This window comes from Curtobacterium sp. MCLR17_054 (genome assembly GCF_003234335.2).
Lineage (GTDB): Bacteria > Actinomycetota > Actinomycetes > Actinomycetales > Microbacteriaceae > Curtobacterium > Curtobacterium flaccumfaciens.
Window position 1 is genome coordinate 1,011,171 of sequence record NZ_CP126263.1, and the last position, 16,660, is coordinate 1,027,830.

The following is a 16,660-nucleotide window of genomic DNA, read 5'->3' on the forward strand; positions in this document are numbered from 1 at the left end:
CTGGGTGCGGCGCTGCAAGCGCGCGGTGCTGCGAACCGCGCACGGGGTGTGCAGGTACGCACGGTGCGGACTGGAGGCGCGGTGCCAGCCCGGCACGCGCCTCCCGGCCGACTCTGAGCGGGCGCTCAGTCAGTCGACGCCGGGGGTTCGTAGTGTTGCAGTCCACGACGGGGCCGACCGGGCCCACCGTGCACCCGAAGGAGCATCGACCATGGGATTCCTCGACCGCCTGCTCGGACGTCCGGAGCGTGACCGATCCGCTGACGCACAGCAGAACCAGTGGGGGCAGCCGCCGCAGCAGCAGGGCTACCGGTACGGCCAGCAGTCCTACCAGCAGCCGGCGCCGTCCGCACCGCAGGGCGGTCAGTACGGCGTCCCGCAGTGGGGCGGTGCGCCGACGCAGCAGCAGGGTGCGACGACCGACGACGAGCGTGCGGTCGAGCGCTACCGCTACCTGCTCCGCACGGCACCGCCGGAGCGCATCGAAGAGGTCCACGCCGAGGCCTTCGCCAAGCTGACCGACGAGCAGCGGCGCATGGTCTACGACGAGTTCACCCGGACCGCGCCTCCCGGTGAGGCGCCCCGTGGTGACGACCCGCGCTCGCTCGCCCAGTCGGCGACCCGCTCCGAGATCCGCCAGCCGGGCTTCATGGAGCGCTCGCTCGGCGGCGTCGGCGGTGGCGGCGGACGCTTCGGTGGCCAGCGCGGCGGTCCGTCGTTCGGCAGCATGATCGGTGCCTCGATCCTCGGGACCGTGGCCGGCTACGTCATCGGTTCGGCGATCATGAGCGCGTTCCTGCCGGACCCCGGTTCGTTCGATGGCGGTACCGACGCTGCGGGTGACGGTGGTTCGGAGGACACTGGTGCTGAATCCGGCGATGCCGGGGCGTCCGACGGCGGCGCATCCGACGGCGGCGGCTTCGACAATGCGGGCTGGGGCGACAGCGGATCCGACTTCGGCGGTGGCTTCAGCGACTTCGGTGGTGGTGACTTCGACGTCTGAGTGACGTCCGTCGCTCCACCGGACCCCCGGGTACCCACCGTGTCCGACGAAGGAGCGACATGGCCATCATCGAAGCCTCCGGGCTGACCAAGACCTACAAGTCGAAGTCCGGGCCGGTGCACGCGCTGGCCGGACTCGACCTGTCGGTGCCGCAGGGCACCGTGAAGGCGCTGCTCGGGCCGAACGGCGCGGGCAAGACCACGGTGGTGAAGGTGCTGACCACCCTCATCACGCCCGACTCGGGCACCGCGACGATCGACGGCATCGACGTGATAGCCGACCCGCAGGCCACCCGGCGGTCGATCGGGGTGTCCGGGCAGTACGCGGCGGTGGACGAGAACCTGACCGGGTTCGAGAACCTCGAGATGATCGGGCGGCTCTACCACCTGGGCCGCCGGACAGCGCGCGATCGTGCCCGGGAGCTCATCGACGTCTTCGACCTGTCCGAGGCGGGGGACCGTCCGGTGAAGGGCTTCTCCGGCGGCATGCGGCGACGCATCGACCTCGCCGGTGCGCTGGTGATGAACCCGCGCGTGCTGTTCCTCGACGAGCCGACGACGGGCCTCGACCCCCGAAGCCGTCTGGCGCTCTGGGGCATCATCGAGGACCTCGTGGCCGAAGGAGCGACGGTGCTCCTCACCACCCAGTACCTGGAAGAAGCCGACCGGCTCGCCGACGACATCGCGGTCATCGACGACGGGGCCGTCATCGCCGAGGGCACCGCGGACCAGCTCAAGGCGCAGGTCGGCGGGCACCGCGTGGTCGTGACCCTGGTCGACGAGGCCGACGGCGACGCGGCGACGACGGTGCTGCGGCGGTACGGGGTCGGCGAGGTCGAGACCTCGGGCGACGGCCGCACCCGTGCCATCGCGGTGGAGGCCGGTCCGGCCGCCCTGCAGCGCGTGCTCGCCGACCTGGGCGAGGCCGGTATCGAACTCCACGACGCCGGCATGCGGCGCCCGACCCTCGACGACGTCTTCCTCCGCCTGACCGGGCACGCCGCGACGGACGACGACGCCGGCGCACCCGCGGCCACCAAGCAGAAGGAGACGGCACGATGACCACCACGTCCCTCGCGCCGGGCCGCCAGCTGCCCGTCGTCGTCACCTCGCCGCTCGCCGTCTGGATCGAGGACGGCTGGACCGTCACCAAGCGGAACCTCATCAAGCTCAAGCGGTCGCCGGACATGCTCGTGTTCGCCGTGCTGCAGCCGATCATGTTCGTGCTGCTGTTCAGCCAGGTCTACGGCGGCGCCATCCAGGTGCAGGGGACCGACTACACGCAGTTCCTGATGGCGGGGATCTTCGCGCAGACCGTGGTGTTCGGCGCGACGTTCTCCGGGTCGGCGATGGCGCAGGACCTGAAGGAAGGGCTGATCGACCGGTTCCGCACGCTGCCGATGTCGGCGTCCGCCGTGCTGGTGGGGCGCACCAACTCCGACCTCGTCCTGAACTCGATCTCGATGGCGATCATGATGCTCACCGGGCTCGCGGTCGGGTGGCGGGTGAACTCGTCGCCGCTCGAGTTCCTGGCCGGCATCGCCCTGCTGCTGCTGTTCAGCTACGCGTTCAGCTGGGTCATGGCGCTGCTCGGCATGAGCGTCAAGACGCCCGAGGTCATCAACAACGCCTCGTTCATGATCCTGTTCCCGCTGACGTTCATCTCGAACGCGTTCGTGCCGAGCGACACCCTGCCGCTGGTGCTGCGCGTGTTCGCGGAGTGGAACCCGGTGTCGTCGCTCGTGCAGGCCGCGCGAGAGCTCTTCGGCAACGTCGGGTCCGCGCCGGTGCCGGACATCTGGACGATGCAGCACCCCGTGCTGACCGTGCTGATCGGGATCGCCGTGATGCTCGTGGTCTTCGTGCCGTGGGCGGTCAACAAGTACACCAGGATCAGCGCGAAGTGATCAGAGCAGCTTGCGCTGCAGCGCCCACGCCGTCAGCTCGTGCCGGTTCGACAGCTGGAGCTTCCGCAGGACCTTCGACACGTGTGTCTCGACGGTCTTCACCGAGATGAACAGCTCCGTCGCGACCTCCTTGTAGGCGTACCCGCGCGCGATGAGCCGCATGACCTCCTGTTCGCGGGCGGACAGGCGGTCCAGCTCGGCGTCGTGCTGCGCCGTCTCGCCGCTGACCGCTCCGAACGCGTCGAGCACGAAGCCGGCCAGGCGCGGCGAGAACACCGCGTCCCCGTCCGCCACACGGGTCACGGCCTCGGCGACCTCGGCACTCGACGAGCTCTTCGTGATGTAGCCGCGGGCGCCGGCGCGGATGACCCGCACCACGTCGTCGGCGGCGTCCGACACGCTCAGCGCGAGGAATCGGGTGTCCGGGTTCCCCGGCGCGGACCGCGTGATGACCTCGGCACCGCCGCCGCCGGCGCCGCCCGGCAGGTGCACGTCGAGCAGGACGACCCGCGGGCGGGTGGCCGCGACGAGCGTCACGGCTTCGTCGACGGTCGCCGCCTCACCCACGACCTGGAGGCCCGGTGGCAGCCCGGCGCGCACGCCGGCTCGGAAGATGGAGTGGTCGTCGACGATCGCGACGGTCAACGGGGCGGGCTCGGTCATGCGTGCTCCTCGTCCTGGGCCGCGGGTGCGAGCGGCAGGGTCAGCCGGACCTCGGTGCCGGTGTGCCCCGGCCCCGGCGCGATGGTCGCGTGGCCGCCGAGGCGCTGCATCCGGCCGATGATCGACTCGCGGACGCCGTACCGGCCCGCGGGCACGGAGTCGACGTCGAAGCCCGGGCCGCGGTCGCGGATGCTGAGTTCGACCCGGTCACCGGCGGTCTCGGCGTACACGCTCACGGTCCCACCGGCGTGCCGGGCGGCGTTGAGCATCGCCTCGCGGGCGGCGGCGACGAGCCCGTCCGGCAGGTCGCTGCGGGCGGGTCCGACCGCGATGACCTCGATGCGGGCGGGGTACTCGGCCTCGATGTCCACGGCTGTGTCCCGCAGCTGCGCGCCGAGGTCGCGCGCCGGTTCCGCCCGCTCGGTGAAGAGCCAGGACCGCAGTTCGCGCTCCTGCGCCCGCGCCAGCCGTGCCGCGTCCGAACCCGGCTCGGCCTTCTGCTGGATGAGGGCGAGGGTCTGCAGCACCGAGTCGTGCAGGTGCGCCGCGAACTCGGCGCGCTCGAGGTCGCGGACGCGGGCGGCGCGTTCCTCGGCGAGGTCGCGGACGAGTCGGACCACCCACGGGGCGACCACGACGGCGACCCCGACCAGGACGGCCACCGCCGCGGTGAGCACGGTCCAGACGTTCGGGCGGCTGCTCGTCGTGAAGAACAGCAGGATGCCGAGCACGACGAGCACCAGGGCCCCGAGCGCCCGGACGACGAGGGCGGAGGACCCGGCCGTGCGGACGTTGCGGAGCGCGTCGAACTGCCGCCAGGCGAGTGCGGCGCCGGTGACGACCACGACGCCGGGGACGATGACCTCGAGGGGGACGGCCACCCCCATCCGCGCTGCGACCACCGCGCCGGCGGCGGCGAGCAGGGCCAGGCCGAGCAGGATCTCGACGACCGGGGCATGCCGGGCGGACGCGGTGGTCTCGTCCTGGTCGACGACGGCGGCCGGGGTCAGCACGGACTTGAGCGGTGCACGTCCGGCGGTTGCCCCGGCGGCGGCGCTCGGCACGGTCGCCCAGAGCCAGGCGTAGAGCAGCAGCCCGGCGCCACCGCAGACCACCAGGACCGCGGTGGCGAGCCGGACGGCCCCGACCGGCAGCCCGGTGTGCGCCGCGAACCCGCTGCAGACCCCGCCGACGACCCTGGGGGTCGGGCGCGTCATCGTCGCGGTGGCCATGGGGCAATCCTGGCACCCGGACGGCGGTCGCAGCAGGGTCCGGGGCCGAGATCAGGGACCGGTCAGGGGGAACCCCGATGGTGTCGGCGCAGCACTGCCGGGATGCTGGTGGCCATGACCGATCACCAGCACGACTCCGCTCCCGGCACCGCCGCCGGCAGCGCCGACTCGACGACCCGGTTCTTCGACTGGGTCCGCGGCCTCGGCATCGCGCGCACCGACGACCGCTGGCTCGCCGGCGTGTGCGGTGCCGTCGCCCGCCGCACCGGGCTCGACCCGCTCGTGGTCCGCGGCGTGACGATCGTCGTCGCGCTGCTGGGCGGGCCGGTCTTCCTCGCCTACGCCGTCGGCTGGGCGCTGCTGCCCGACACCGCCGGACGCATCCACGTCGAGCGGATGATCCGCGGGGTCCTGGACCCGGCGCTCATCGCGATCGGCGCCTTCGTGGCGCTCACCTTCGTGCCTGCCGCCCGCGGCCTCTGGTGGCAGGGGGTCCCGGACGCCTGGGGGATGCCCGGCTGGCTCGAGGCGACCCTGGCCACCGCGTGGAGCATCGTGCTCGTCGGCGGGATCGTCTGGCTCATCGTGGTCCTGGCCCGACGCGGGGTGGACGGTGAGCGGACCGCGAGCACCGGCACCGGCACCGGCACCGGACCGACCGCTGCACCGCGGGGCGACTTCTGGACCAGCCCCGAGGAGCCGCACCCGGCCCGGAACGCGTGGACCGCGGAGGCGACCGGCGCGACGGACGCGGGACGGGCCTCCTGGCAGTGGGGTGCACCCGCGAGCCCCGAGGACCGGCGACGGCAGCAGGAGGAGCGGATGCGCGCCGAACGCGAGCGGGCGGCCGAACGGCGGGCCGAGCGGGTGGAGCGGCGACCCGGGGCGGCGTACGTCGCCGTGTCCCTCGGACTCGCGCTCGTCGCCGGAGCCGGGGTCGCGTTCTGGGCGCAGCAGGCCGGGTGGTCCGTCCCGGTCCTCGGGATCGCCGCGGCGCTCGCGGTGCTGGCGATCGCCACGATCGTCGCCGGGATCCGCGGCCGCGATGACGACGTGCTCGGACTGTTCTCGACGGTCGCAGCGGTGGCCCTGGTGGTCACCGGGGTCCTGCCCGCCGGCACGCAGGTCTCGCTGATCGGCGGCACCACGTGGCAGGTGGAACGGGCCGCCCCGGGGACTGAACGGAACTTCGCGATGCTGGCCGGCGGTCCGACGCTGGACCTCCGCGAGCTCGAACCGTCGGCGGTCGGGGGCGACGTGAACCTCTGGCTGGGCGCCGGCGGGGCCGACGTGCTGCTGCCGACCGACCTGCCGGTGCGGGTCGAGGTGAGCGGTGTCGGCTACGGGATCGACACCGGCGGAGGCGACGACGACGGCGCCGGTGGGGTGCTCCGGACCACCACGCTCGAGAACCGTGCGGCACGCACGGCCGATGCGGACGAGACGACGACGGTGCACCTGTGGATCCTCGGCGGCGGCGTGGACGTGCCGCGGGCGATCACGGTCGGCGAGTGAGGAACGGGACGATGACGAACGACGGAACGACCAACGACGAGACGACTGCGCCGATGGCTCCACCGGCGGCTCCCGACGGGCCGACGGCACGGCCCCGTCGAGGTGGTCCACGGTTCGGCACGATCCTGTGGGGCGTCCTGATGCTCGTGTTCGCCGGGGCGATGGCCGTGAGTGCGCTGCCGATGTTCTCAGTGGACACCACGACCCTGCTGCTCGCCGCCTGCATCGCCGCCGGTGTGCTGCTGGTCGTGGCCGGGATCGTGGCGACACTGTCCCGCACACGGCGGTAGTGGGAGCGCCCCGTCCACAGGACCGTCCGGGTGTGCACGGGGGTCACCCGGACGGCTTAGCATCATCCACGTGACCGCGACAGACGCCGAGCGGGCCGCCCAGCGCGACGCCACCGAGCAGCCCCTCGACCGCAGCACCCGCCTGCGCCGGTGGATGCTGCACGGGGCCGACCAGGGAGCCTCCCACCAGGGCCCGCACCAGGTCGAGGTCGAGAAGACTCACCCGTGGTGGCGGGTCATGTGCCTGACCGGCGTCGACTACTTCTCCACCCTCGGGTACCAGCCCGCCATCGCCGCGCTCGCCGCGGGGCTGCTGTCGCCGATCGCGACGATCGTCCTCGTGCTCGTCACGCTGTTCGGGGCGCTGCCGGTCTACCGCCGGATCGCGCACGACAGCTTCCGGGGCGCCGGGTCGATCATGATGCTCGAGAAGCTCCTGCCGTGGTGGGCGGGCAAGCTGCTCGTGCTGGTGCTGCTCGGGTTCGCCGTGACGGACTTCATGATCACGATGACCCTGTCGGCGGCCGACGCCACGGCGCACATCGCCGAGAACCCGTACACGCCGCACTGGTTCACCGAGATCCCGGTGCCGCTCACCCTGGCGCTGCTGCTCCTGCTCGGCATCGTGTTCCTGCGCGGGTTCAAGGAGGCCATCGGCATCGCGGTCGGCCTCGTCGCGGTGTTCCTCGCCCTGAACGCCGTCGTCATCATCGTCGCCCTCTGGCACGTGTTCGAGAACCCGATGGTGGCGAGCGACTGGTGGTCCGGGCTGACGGCGCAGCACGGCAACCCGCTCGTGATGGTCGGCATCGCCCTGATCGTGTTCCCGAAGCTCGCGCTCGGGCTCTCCGGGTTCGAGACCGGTGTCGCGGTGATGCCGCAGGTCCGCGGCGACGCCACCGACGACACCAGCGACCGACCCGAGGGCCGGATCCGTGGCACCAAGCGCCTGCTGACCGTCGCGGCGCTCATCATGAGCTCGTTCCTCATCACGTCGTCGATCGTGACGACGTTCCTCATCCCGCAGCGCGAGTTCCAGCCGGGCGGCGGTGCGAACGGGCGCGCCCTGGCGTACCTGGCGCACGAGTACATGGGCGGCGTGTTCGGGTCGATCTACGACTTCTCGACCGTCGCCATCCTGTGGTTCGCCGGCGCGAGTGCGATGGCGGGGCTCCTCAACCTGGTGCCGCGGTTCCTGCCGCGCTACGGCATGGCACCGCAGTGGGCTCGTGCGGTGCGTCCGCTCGTGATCATCTTCACGCTCATCGCGTTCGTGATCACGATCATCTTCCAGGCCGACGTCGACGCGCAGGGCGGCGCCTACGCCACCGGCGTGCTCGTGCTCATCACGAGCGCCGCGGTCGCGGTGACGCTGTCCGCGCGCCGCAAGCAACAGCGCAAGCGCACCATCGCGTTCGGCGTGATCTCGGTCGTGTTCGTCTACACCACGGTCGCCAACGTGATCGAGCGGCCCGACGGCGTGCGGATCGCGGCGATCTTCATCATCGCGATCGTCGTGGTGTCGCTCATCTCGCGCGTGCGGCGTTCGTTCGAGCTCCGGGCGTCGTCGATCGAGCTCGACGCGACCGCCCGCCAGTTCGTCGAGGCCGACGCCGACCAGTTCAGCTCCGTCTGCATCATCGCGAACGAACCCGGTGCCGGCACCGCCGAGGCATACCGGGCCAAGGGGCGCGAGGAGCGCCGCGACTCAGGCATCCCGGCCCGCGTGCCGACGATGTTCCTCGAGGTCCTGCCCGCCGACTCCTCCGACTTCGAAGAGGACCTGGTGGTCGAAGGCCACGTCATCCACGGGTTCCGCGTGCTCAAGGTCCGTTCCGGGAACGTCCCGAACACCATCGCGTCGACGCTCCTCGCCATCCGCGACCTCGCCGGGGTGGTGCCGAGCATCTACTTCGAGTGGAACGAGGGCAGCCCCATCCGCAACGCCCTGCGCTTCGTGTTCACCGGTGCCGGCGACGTCGCCCCCGTCACGCGCGAGGTCCTGCGCGAAGCGGAACCCGAAGTGAACCGACGGCCGAGCGTCCACGTCTCGTGAGCCACGGACCGGGCGCGGGGCGTGCCTCCAGGCCCGTCGGCGGCCTGGCGGCGATCGCGGTCGCCGCGGCGGTCTGGGGCACCACCGGGACCGCGACGCACTTCGCGCCCGGTGTGCCGGCGTTCGTGTTCGGTGCGGTCACCTTCGGGCTCGGCGGCCTCGTGCTCGCCGCGACCGCTGGTCGGGGCACGCTGCGAGCCGTCGCCCAGCGCCGGACCCGCGGCTGGGCACTGCTCGGTGCCGCGTCGCTCGTGGTCTACGCGGTCGCGTTCTACGCGGCCCTCGCCGACGCCGGGGTCGCGCTCGGCACGACCCTGGCCATCGGCTCGTCGCCCGTCTTCGCCGGCCTGGTCGAGTGGGTCGCCGACCGGAGGCGCGTCACCCGGCGGTGGGTCGTCGCCACCCTGGTGAGCGTGGTCGGCATGGTCGTCGTCACCCTCGCGCGCTCCGAGCACGACGGCGGCGGGCGGTCACTCGCGGTCGGCGTCGGCAGCGCCCTGGTCGCCGGTCTGACGTACGCGCTGTACTCGTGGGCGGTGGCGCGGGGGATGCACGCAGCGACGAGCCGGATGCCGATCGCCGTCGGTCGCGCGGAGTCCGACAGCATGCCGGTCGGTGGGGACGTCGGGGTCGCGGCCGCACGGGCTGCCCGCGGGCCGAACGAACGCGGGCTCGTCGGCGCGGTGTTCGGGGTGGCCGCGGTGCCGCTCGTCGTGCTCGCCGTGGTGGCGGGCGGGCCGTTCCTGACCGACGCCGGCAACTGGCCGGTGTTCCTTTACCTGGCGCTGGTGCCGACGGTGATCGGTCACTCGCTGTACGCGCTCGGCCTCCGGACGGTGACGGCGTCGGTCGCGACGCTGCTGTCCCTGCTCGAGCCCGTCGTGGCCGCGGTGCTCGCGGTGCTCGTGGTGGGGGAGCGCCTGGGGGTCGGCGGATGGGCCGGCATCGTGCTGGTGGTCGCCGGGCTGTCCGTGCTGGCGCTGCCCGCGCGGCGCGCCCGCTGATCAGCGCCGGCGCCCGGCCGCCGCGCGTCAGCCGTCCAGGATCTGGTCCCGCACCTTCCGCCGCAGCACCTTGCCGATCATCGAGCGCGGCAGGTCCTCGACCACGACGACCCGGCGCGGCACCTTGTACGCCGCCAGGTGCTCGCGTGACCAGGCCCGGAGCGCGGCCGCGTCGAACGTCGAGGGGTCCTTCGGCACGACCGCCGCGACGACCTGCTCGTTGCCGCCCTGCGTGATGCCGACGACCGCGACCTCCTTGACGCTGGGGTGCTTGAGCAGGGTGTCCTCGACCTCGGACGGTGACACGTTGAAGCCGCCGGTGATGATGAGTTCCTTGAGGCGGTCGACGATCCGGACGTACCCGTCGGCGTCGATGGCCACGATGTCACCGGTGCGGAACCAGCCGTCGGGCGTGAAGACCTCGTCGGTGGCCTCGGCCTTGCCCCAGTAACCGCGGAACACCTGCGGGCCACGGACCTGCAGTTCGCCGGGCTCGTCGATGCCGAGCACCTTCGTGTCGTCGTCGGGGTCGACCACGCGCGCCTCGGTGGAGGACAGCGGCAGGCCGATCGATCCGAGTCGACGCTCGGGGGAGACCGGGTTGGCCATCAGGACCGGGGAGCACTCGGACAGGCCGTAGCCCTCGACCAGGTAGCCGTCGGTCCGGGCCTCCCACGGTTCGACGATGTCCTGCGACAGCGGCATCGCGCCGGAGATGCCGATCTCGATGCCCTTGAGCGACACCTTCGCCGAGTCGGCCGCGTGCTGCAGCCGGGCGTAGATCGGCGGCACGGCCGGCAGGAACGTCGGTGGGTGGCGCTTGATCGCCGTCAGGACGAGGGCGGGGTCGAACGCGGGGAAGAGCACGAGCCGCGAGGCCATGCTCATCGCGAAGGTCAGGCAGAGCGTCAGGCCGTAGGCGTGGAACATCGGCAGCACCGCGTACACGACGTTGTCGCCGCGGCGGATCTGCGGCACCCATGCCCGGGCCTGCGCGGCGTTCGCCAGCAGGTTGCGGTGGCTCAGTACCGCGCCCTTGGGCGTCCCGGTGGTGCCGGACGTGTACTGGATCAGCGCGACGTCGTCGGTGGCCGGCCGCGGGTGCCGCTTCGACAGCTTGCGGGTGTCGGCGAGGTCGTCCCACTTGACCGTGCCGCGCACCTTCGCCGTCAGCTTCGCGCGGGACTCGCGGGCCTTCGCGACCGGCAGCGACAGGGCGAGCCGGGTGCTCCGGGGCATGGCGCGGGTGATGTCGACCGAGACGATCGCGTCGAGGTGCACGTCGGCCGGGAAGTCCTGCAGCGTCGCGACGGACTTGTCCCACGCGATGGCGACCTTGGCGCCGTGGTCCTCGAACTGGTGGCGGAGTTCCCGCGGCGTGTACAGCGGGTTGTGCTCGACCACGATCGCGCCGAGCCGCAGTACCGCGTAGAACGCGACGATGTGCTGCGGGCAGTTCGGCAGGACGATGGCGACGCGGTCACCCGCGCCCACGCCGAGCTTCCGCAGGCCGTTCGCCGCGCGGAGGATCTGCTCCTCGAGGTCGGCGTAGCTCGTGGTGCGCTTGAAGAACTCGAGGGCGACCTGCCTGGGGAACTTCCGGGCCGACTGCTCGACCAGGTCGTACAGGGAACCACTCTGTTCCTCGATGTCGTGCGGGACCCCCGGGGCGTACGAGGCAAGCCAGGGACGAGGCGTGTCGATGCTCACCCGACCCAACCTAGTGGGCCACCCCCGTGCACGCTGGGAGGGCCACTTTGCGCGATGCCACCCCCGTGCCCAGGTGACGGACGGAACATGACGACATGTCCACTGTCTCCGACGTCTTCCGGTCCCGCCTCAACCAGACGTTCACGGGTGGTTCGACCGGCACGGAAGCCTGGATGGACGACCTGGAACACGGCACCGACGCGGGCTTCTTCGGTCCGGGCTCGGCCACGTGGGCGGTGCACGGTGGGAGCCACGGCATCGTCGCCGGCGTGCGGGCACTGCTCGTCCAGGCGCTGCACCCCGGCGCGCTCGCCGGCGTCGCCGACCACTCCCGGTACCGCGAGGACCCGTTCGGTCGCCTGGCGGGCACCAGCCGGTGGATCGCGACGGTCACGTACGGCGACCGCCAGACCGCCCGCAGCGGCAGCGACTGGGTGCTCCGGCTCCACGAGCGGGTCCGCGGGCAGTACGTCGACGCGCACGGCACCACCCGCCCCTACGCGGCGAACGACCCAGACCTGGCGCGCTGGGTGCACCTCGCCTTCACCGACGCGTTCCTCCGCGCCGCCCAGCGGTGGGGCGGCCCGATCCCCGGCGGCGCCGACGCCTACGTGCGGGAGTGGGCCGAGGCCGGGCGCCTCATGCGCATCGTCGACCCGCCCGAGTCCGAGGCGGAGCTCCGTGCCCAGATGAACGGGTACCTCGACCGCGGCGAACTCCTGGTGGACTCGCGCACCCGCGACGTCGTCCGGTTCATCAAGGACCCGCCGCTCTCCCGCCTGCTGCGACCCGGCTACCGCGCGGTGTTCCAGGGCGCCGTGTCCACGCTCGACCCGCGGCACCGGTCGCTCCTCGGCCTCCGTGCGCCGATCGTCGGCCCGGTGGAGCTGCCGGTGGTCCGCACCACGAAGCTCGTGCTCGACGGGATCGGTGCGGTGCTCGACGACCAGACCGGTTCCGAACGGGCCGCGCGGCGGCGCATCGCGCGCCTGCAGCGCGCCGACGGCAGCGCGCTCGCCTGACCACGGCCGTCACCGCGACCACCTGACGGACGGGAGGCACGGTGCCAGCTGGCACCGTGCCTCCCGTCCGCTCGTGGGGGCGTCAGAAACCCGACGGCACCCGGGGCGTGTACGCGGACTCGAGTCGCGTGACCTCGTCGTCGGTGAGCGTCAGCGACGCTGCGGCCACCGCGTCGTCGATGTGGTGCTCCTTCGTCGCGCCGACGATGGGCGCGGAGACCGCGGGCTTGCCGGCGACCCAGGCCAGGGCGACCTGCGCCATCGGGACGCCGCGCTCGGTGGCGACGGCCTCGACCGCGTCGACGATCGCGCGGTTGGCGTCCTCGTCCTGCTTGTAGAGGGTCTTGCCGAACTCGTCGGTCTGCGCGCGCGAACCCGAACCGGAGGCGTCCCAGGGGCGGGTGACGCGGCCGCGGGCGAGGGGGCTCCACGGGATCACGCCGACGCCGGTGTGCTCGCAGAAGGGGAGCATCTCGCGCTCCTCCTCGCGTTCGAGCAGGTTGTACTGGTCCTGCATGCTCACGAACTTCGTCCAGCCGTGGCGTTCCGCGGTGTGCTGCATCTCGGCGAACTGCCACGTCCACATGCTGCTCGCGCCGATGTAGCGCGCCTTGCCGGCCTTGACGACGTCGTGGAGGGCCTCCATGGTCTCCTCGATCGGCGTCACCGGGTCGAAGCGGTGGATCTGGTACAGGTCGACGTAGTCCGTGCCCAGGCGCGTCAGGGACGCGTCGATCTCGTGCATGATCGCCGCGCGGGACAGCCCGGCGCCGTTCCGGCCGGGACGCATCCGGTTGAAGACCTTCGTGAAGACCTGGACGTCCTCGCGCGGAGCCAGCTCGGCGAGGAGCGTGCCGGTGATCTCCTCGCTGCTGCCGTCGGAGTAGACGTTCGCGGTGTCGAAGGTCGTGATGCCGGCCTCGAACGCGCGGCGGACGAACGGGCGGGCCTCGTCGATGCCGACGCTCCAGGCGTGCGAGCCCCGGTCCGGGTCGCCGTACGACATCATGCCGAGGACGACGCTGCTGATCTCGAGCCCCGAGTTGCCGAGGCGCTTCGTGTCGGTGGTCATGCTGCTCGTCTCCGTGGTGGTGCCGCTGGTGTCGGTGGTCATGCCGTCACTCTGGCATCGCGGCCTGTGACGGCGAGCAGGCGGACCTGGAGCGGGGAGTCCTCGGTGACGTCGACCGGGGGTGCGTACAGGCCGGTGGCGGCGAGGTCCTCGATCTGCGGCTCGAAGTACTCCCACACGGCGCGGACGAGCTCGTCGGGCAGGGACTCCTCGGTGCCGGTCGCCCGGGCGAGGTCCCACGTGTGGATCGTGATGTCGCTCGTCTGCTCGGTGAGGTACTGCGCGGCGGGGACGACGTCGGTGCTGAGGTGCACGGGGGTGTCCTGCGGTGCGTTCCGCCAGGCGTCGGTGGCCGCCGTGGCGAACCGGTGCCACTCGGCCACCAGGTCGTCGCCGATCGGCTCGAGGTCGGCCTGGGCCTGGGCGTAGTCGCACCCGGTCAGGAGCTTCGGGATCCAGCGCTGCTCGTCGACGACGTGGGCGACGAGGTCGCGGGTGGTCCACTCGGAGTCGGGGGTGGGGGCGTCCCAATCGGTGACGGCGGCGACGCGGCGGCCGAACTCGGCTGCCGCGAGGGCCTGCATCGCGATCCAGTCGGTGGCCATGGTGGTGCTCCTGTTCGTCGTGCGGGCGTGCTCGTGGTTGGTGCCTCTCGTGCAACTCGGGGTCCGGCGTGCGGATTCCCCTCGGTGCCGTCGCACGTGCCAACGTTACGCGGGGGCGGGGGCGGGGGCGGGGGCGGGGCGGTGCCGGGGCGGGGGCCGGGGCGCCCGGGCGCTCGTGCCCGCTGGCTCACTGTCCCGCGCGTGCTCGCGCCCCGTTCCGCGAGCGGGCGAAATGCCGCACTTCGTCCCCGCCGTGTCCCGGGCATTCCGCCCGCTCGGCCGCGCTCCCGATCTTCGCCGGGGTCGCTCGCCCGCCTCGCGCTCGGGTCCTTGCGCGAGCGGGCGAAATGTCCGGCGTGCTACGGGGATCTTCACGGTGTTTCGCCCGCTCGTGGCGTGGGTGTTTGCATGGGCATGGGCATGGGCATGGGCATGCGCATGGGTGCCGGCGTGGACGTGATCGCGTGGATTGACGTCAGCGTCGGCCTCGGCGCCCGGCATCGTCGAGCGGGCGGAATGCCTGATGAGACAGGACGAAGGGCCGGGGTGTTTCGCCCGCTCGTGGTCGGCGGAGCGGGGCCGACAACGAAGAACGCCCCGACTCCGTGCGGAGTCGGGGCGTTCTTCTCGGGTTCGGGGAGTGCCGCTCGGTGCCCTCAGTCGGGCGTTGAGTCAGAGGTGGCTCAGGCCGCCTGGAGGACGAACTGGACGTCGAGGTTGATCGTGACGTCGTTGCCGAGCGTGAAGCCACCAGCCTCGAGCGCCGCGTTCCAGTTCACACCGAACTCGGTGCGGTCGATCTTCGTGGTCGCCTCGGCACCGAACTTGACCTGGCCGTAGCCGTCCGTGGTGAAGCCGCCCAGCTCGGCCTTGAGGACGACCGGCTTGGTGACGCCGCGCAGGGTCAGGTCGCCCGCGATGTGCAGGTCGTCGCCCTTCGCCTCGATGCTCGTCGAACGGAAGGTCAGCTGCGGGTGTTCCTCGGTGAGGAAGAAGTCGCTCGTCTTGAGGTGCTGGTCGCGCTGCTCCTGGCCGGTGTTGATCGACGCGACGTCGATGTTGGCCTCGACGGTCGACTCGAGCGGGTTCTCGGCGGTGACGACGGTGGCGTCGAACGTCTCGAACTTGCCCTTGACCTTGCTGATGGCGAGGTGGCGGACCGAGAACGTGACCTCGGAGTGGGTCGGGTCGATCTTCCAGGTGCCGGTCTTGTAGCCGGGAACGGTGTCAGCGGTGAGCGTCATGGTGGTCCTTCTTCCGAACGAGAGTCTGCGGTGCGACGCGTTCCATGCGCCTGCATCGAGTTGATACTACGCCAGTGTGCACCGTTTTGGTTGAAGCGTCAACCATTGTTCACCCAAGTGTCGCAAACCGCGTGTCGTGGGCTCCTCTGGCGCCGGCCTCGAGCAGCCGACGGATGCGGTCCACGAAACGGACGACGCCGTGCGCGACGTCGTCTGCTGTTGCTCTGACGAGCCACCAGTCGACGTCCTTGAGGTGCTCCCCGCGCGTCAGGTCCTTCCGGAAGGTGGCTGGATCGGTGCGGTGCAGATCGCTCTCGTACTCGATCGCGACCCTGGCCTCGGGGTAGGCGAGGTCCACACATGCGACCCACTGCCCGTCGACGACGACATCGTGGTTGAGTGCCGGTTCCGGGAGTCCGCGGCGGACGAGTGCCAGCCGTGTCCGGGTCTCTCCGGGAGACCGAGATCCCCTCCGGATCTCGTCGAGCGCGAGGCGGAGCTTCACGATCCCGCGGATGCCCCGTCGTCGTCGGACGGCCTGGGCGAGTTCTTCGAGCGTCGCCCAGCCGAGCCACCCCACGAGCGCATCGCCCGCGACGATGAGTTCGTCGAGCGTCAGCATCGAGCCCAGTGCGACGAACGTGTCGGCCGGAGTGGTCAGTGGCACTCCTCGTGCGATCGTCGCGCGGACTGACCCGTACCGGGCTCGGTGGCCGACCGTGCCGCGAACCCGGAGCGCTTGGTCGGTCCCGATCGTCGTGACGTGCAACCGCTGATCGCGTTCGAGACGACGGGGGAGCGGGACGCCGATGATCGCTGCCGCAGTGACGTGACTGAAGACCTGATCGGGGCGGAGTCGAGGAGCGAGCGCCCTTGCGCGTTCATCCACGGACTCCGGTGGGAACGCTGAACGGACGCCGTGGAACGGGCGGACGAGATCTCGAGCGTCGAGTCGGCCACGAGAAACGCCTCTGTGCAGCGCATCCCGTACCCGGAACGAAGCGTCGCGGAGTGCCATCGGGAGTCGGCGTCTTGCGGTCATCTCCACAGCGTGACGGCGAGCCGACCCCGAGGACGGGAGTCGGGCCTCCTCTGTGGACGGCTTTGCCCGCTCTCGCCGCTGTGGAGGGACGGTTGCCCCCGCGAGCGGGCGGAACACCGTGCCGGCTGCCGACCGCACCGCGGTGTTTCGCCCGCTCGCGGGGGTCGAGGCGATCGCAGGGAGCGCGGAAGTCGCAGCCCGGGGTCATCCAGGCGAGCGGGCGAAAGGTATGGGTGGGCTGGCAAGAGCACCGTGGCATTTCGCCCGCTCGCGGATCCGACCCGCACCCACACGCC

Annotated in this window: 15 protein-coding genes; 8 read left to right on the plus strand and 7 right to left on the minus strand. The window is 71.8% G+C overall.

From position 1 onward, the window contains the following. Positions 1–211 precede the first annotated feature (211 nt). Genes DEJ08_RS04890 through DEJ08_RS04900 form a run of 3 tightly spaced genes read left to right on the plus strand, consistent with a single transcriptional unit; the run spans position 212 to position 2,909 of the window. The gene (locus DEJ08_RS04890) at positions 212–1,003 is read left to right on the plus strand and encodes a hypothetical protein (RefSeq protein ID WP_071246581.1); all 792 of its coding nucleotides are present in this window, start codon (positions 212–214) and stop codon (positions 1,001–1,003) included. Positions 1,004–1,062: 59 nt separating this feature from the next. Further along, on the plus strand, positions 1,063–2,064 hold the full coding sequence (locus DEJ08_RS04895; protein ID WP_111022661.1) for an ATP-binding cassette domain-containing protein: 1,002 nt from the start codon (positions 1,063–1,065) through the stop codon (positions 2,062–2,064). Then, positions 2,061–2,909 carry an ABC transporter permease gene (locus tag DEJ08_RS04900; RefSeq protein ID WP_111046345.1) on the plus strand — a complete coding sequence of 283 codons (849 nt, stop codon included), beginning with the start codon at positions 2,061–2,063 and terminating at the stop codon, positions 2,907–2,909. Before DEJ08_RS04895 ends, DEJ08_RS04900 begins: the two co-directional genes overlap by 4 nt. Here the strand turns inward: DEJ08_RS04900 and DEJ08_RS04905 are convergent, their stop codons facing one another. Beyond that, positions 2,910–3,572 carry a LuxR C-terminal-related transcriptional regulator gene (locus tag DEJ08_RS04905; protein ID WP_111031130.1) on the minus strand — a complete coding sequence of 221 codons (663 nt, stop codon included), beginning with the start codon at positions 3,570–3,572 and terminating at the stop codon, positions 2,910–2,912. Beyond that, positions 3,569–4,804, minus strand: coding sequence for an ATP-binding protein (locus DEJ08_RS04910; protein WP_111055664.1), 1,236 nt, complete (start codon positions 4,802–4,804; stop codon positions 3,569–3,571). The genes DEJ08_RS04905 and DEJ08_RS04910 overlap by 4 nt, the downstream gene beginning before the upstream one ends. Before the next feature lie 114 nt (positions 4,805–4,918). Here DEJ08_RS04910 and DEJ08_RS04915 point away from each other — a divergent pair, with 114 nt between their 5' ends. The 4 genes from DEJ08_RS04915 to DEJ08_RS04930 all read left to right on the plus strand — a co-directional run bounded on the left by DEJ08_RS04915 (position 4,919) and on the right by DEJ08_RS04930 (position 9,669). Further along, positions 4,919–6,319, plus strand: coding sequence for a PspC domain-containing protein (locus DEJ08_RS04915; RefSeq protein WP_181439081.1), 1,401 nt, complete (start codon positions 4,919–4,921; stop codon positions 6,317–6,319). Positions 6,320–6,330: 11 nt separating this feature from the next. Further along, the gene (locus DEJ08_RS04920; protein WP_111055662.1) at positions 6,331–6,609 is read left to right on the plus strand and encodes a hypothetical protein; all 279 of its coding nucleotides are present in this window, start codon (positions 6,331–6,333) and stop codon (positions 6,607–6,609) included. Positions 6,610–6,763: 154 nt separating this feature from the next. After that, complete coding sequence (locus DEJ08_RS04925; RefSeq protein ID WP_250897460.1) at positions 6,764–8,665, plus strand: APC family permease; 1,902 nt, start codon at positions 6,764–6,766, stop codon at positions 8,663–8,665. Continuing rightward, positions 8,662–9,669: an EamA family transporter gene (locus DEJ08_RS04930; RefSeq protein WP_111046350.1), complete on the plus strand. Its 1,008-nt coding sequence runs from the start codon at positions 8,662–8,664 to the stop codon at positions 9,667–9,669. Before DEJ08_RS04925 ends, DEJ08_RS04930 begins: the two co-directional genes overlap by 4 nt. Positions 9,670–9,696: 27 nt before the next feature. On the opposite strand, the gene DEJ08_RS04935 is transcribed toward DEJ08_RS04930, so the two are convergent. Further along, positions 9,697–11,379: a long-chain-fatty-acid--CoA ligase gene (locus tag DEJ08_RS04935; RefSeq protein ID WP_111022668.1), complete on the minus strand. Its 1,683-nt coding sequence runs from the start codon at positions 11,377–11,379 to the stop codon at positions 9,697–9,699. Positions 11,380–11,474: 95 nt separating this feature from the next. On the opposite strand from DEJ08_RS04935, the gene DEJ08_RS04940 reads away from it, so the two are divergent. Beyond that, entirely contained in the window at positions 11,475–12,401 is a 927-nt protein-coding gene (locus DEJ08_RS04940; RefSeq protein ID WP_111055661.1) for an oxygenase MpaB family protein, read from the plus strand. A gap of 82 nt (positions 12,402–12,483) precedes the next feature. Here the strand turns inward: DEJ08_RS04940 and DEJ08_RS04945 are convergent, their stop codons facing one another. From DEJ08_RS04945 to DEJ08_RS04960, 4 genes are all read right to left on the minus strand, one after another. Then, complete coding sequence (locus DEJ08_RS04945; RefSeq protein WP_084741119.1) at positions 12,484–13,515, minus strand: aldo/keto reductase; 1,032 nt, start codon at positions 13,513–13,515, stop codon at positions 12,484–12,486. Continuing rightward, positions 13,512–14,078 (minus strand): TIGR03086 family metal-binding protein, encoded by a 567-nt coding sequence (locus DEJ08_RS04950; RefSeq protein WP_027464629.1) that lies wholly within the window; start codon positions 14,076–14,078, stop codon positions 13,512–13,514. Before DEJ08_RS04950 ends, DEJ08_RS04945 begins: the two co-directional genes overlap by 4 nt. A 683-nt stretch (positions 14,079–14,761) precedes the next feature. After that, complete coding sequence (locus DEJ08_RS04955; protein WP_027464630.1) at positions 14,762–15,322, minus strand: YceI family protein; 561 nt, start codon at positions 15,320–15,322, stop codon at positions 14,762–14,764. A 109-nt stretch (positions 15,323–15,431) separates the two neighbouring features. Continuing rightward, positions 15,432–16,364: a putative endonuclease domain-containing protein gene (locus tag DEJ08_RS04960; RefSeq protein ID WP_284180505.1), complete on the minus strand. Its 933-nt coding sequence runs from the start codon at positions 16,362–16,364 to the stop codon at positions 15,432–15,434. Between the last annotated feature and the right edge of the window lie 296 nt (positions 16,365–16,660).

Excerpts from the sequence above, each read along its gene's own strand:
- DEJ08_RS04940 (WP_111055661.1), top strand. The coding sequence starts at position 11,475 with ATGTCCACTGTCTCCGACGTCTTCCGGTCCCGCCTCAACCAGACGTTC.
- DEJ08_RS04910 (WP_111055664.1), bottom strand. The coding sequence starts at position 4,804 with ATGGCCACCGCGACGATGACGCGCCCGACCCCCAGGGTCGTCGGCGGG.
- DEJ08_RS04955 (WP_027464630.1), bottom strand. The coding sequence starts at position 15,322 with ATGACGCTCACCGCTGACACCGTTCCCGGCTACAAGACCGGCACCTGG.
- DEJ08_RS04950 (WP_027464629.1), bottom strand. The coding sequence starts at position 14,078 with ATGGCCACCGACTGGATCGCGATGCAGGCCCTCGCGGCAGCCGAGTTC.
- DEJ08_RS04890 (WP_071246581.1), top strand. The coding sequence starts at position 212 with ATGGGATTCCTCGACCGCCTGCTCGGACGTCCGGAGCGTGACCGATCC.
- DEJ08_RS04900 (WP_111046345.1), top strand. The coding sequence starts at position 2,061 with ATGACCACCACGTCCCTCGCGCCGGGCCGCCAGCTGCCCGTCGTCGTC.
- DEJ08_RS04960 (WP_284180505.1), bottom strand. The coding sequence starts at position 16,364 with ATGACCGCAAGACGCCGACTCCCGATGGCACTCCGCGACGCTTCGTTC.
- DEJ08_RS04915 (WP_181439081.1), top strand. The coding sequence starts at position 4,919 with ATGACCGATCACCAGCACGACTCCGCTCCCGGCACCGCCGCCGGCAGC.
- DEJ08_RS04945 (WP_084741119.1), bottom strand. The coding sequence starts at position 13,515 with ATGACCACCGACACCAGCGGCACCACCACGGAGACGAGCAGCATGACC.
- DEJ08_RS04920 (WP_111055662.1), top strand. The coding sequence starts at position 6,331 with ATGACGAACGACGGAACGACCAACGACGAGACGACTGCGCCGATGGCT.
- DEJ08_RS04905 (WP_111031130.1), bottom strand. The coding sequence starts at position 3,572 with ATGACCGAGCCCGCCCCGTTGACCGTCGCGATCGTCGACGACCACTCC.
- DEJ08_RS04925 (WP_250897460.1), top strand. The coding sequence starts at position 6,764 with ATGCTGCACGGGGCCGACCAGGGAGCCTCCCACCAGGGCCCGCACCAG.
- DEJ08_RS04895 (WP_111022661.1), top strand. The coding sequence starts at position 1,063 with ATGGCCATCATCGAAGCCTCCGGGCTGACCAAGACCTACAAGTCGAAG.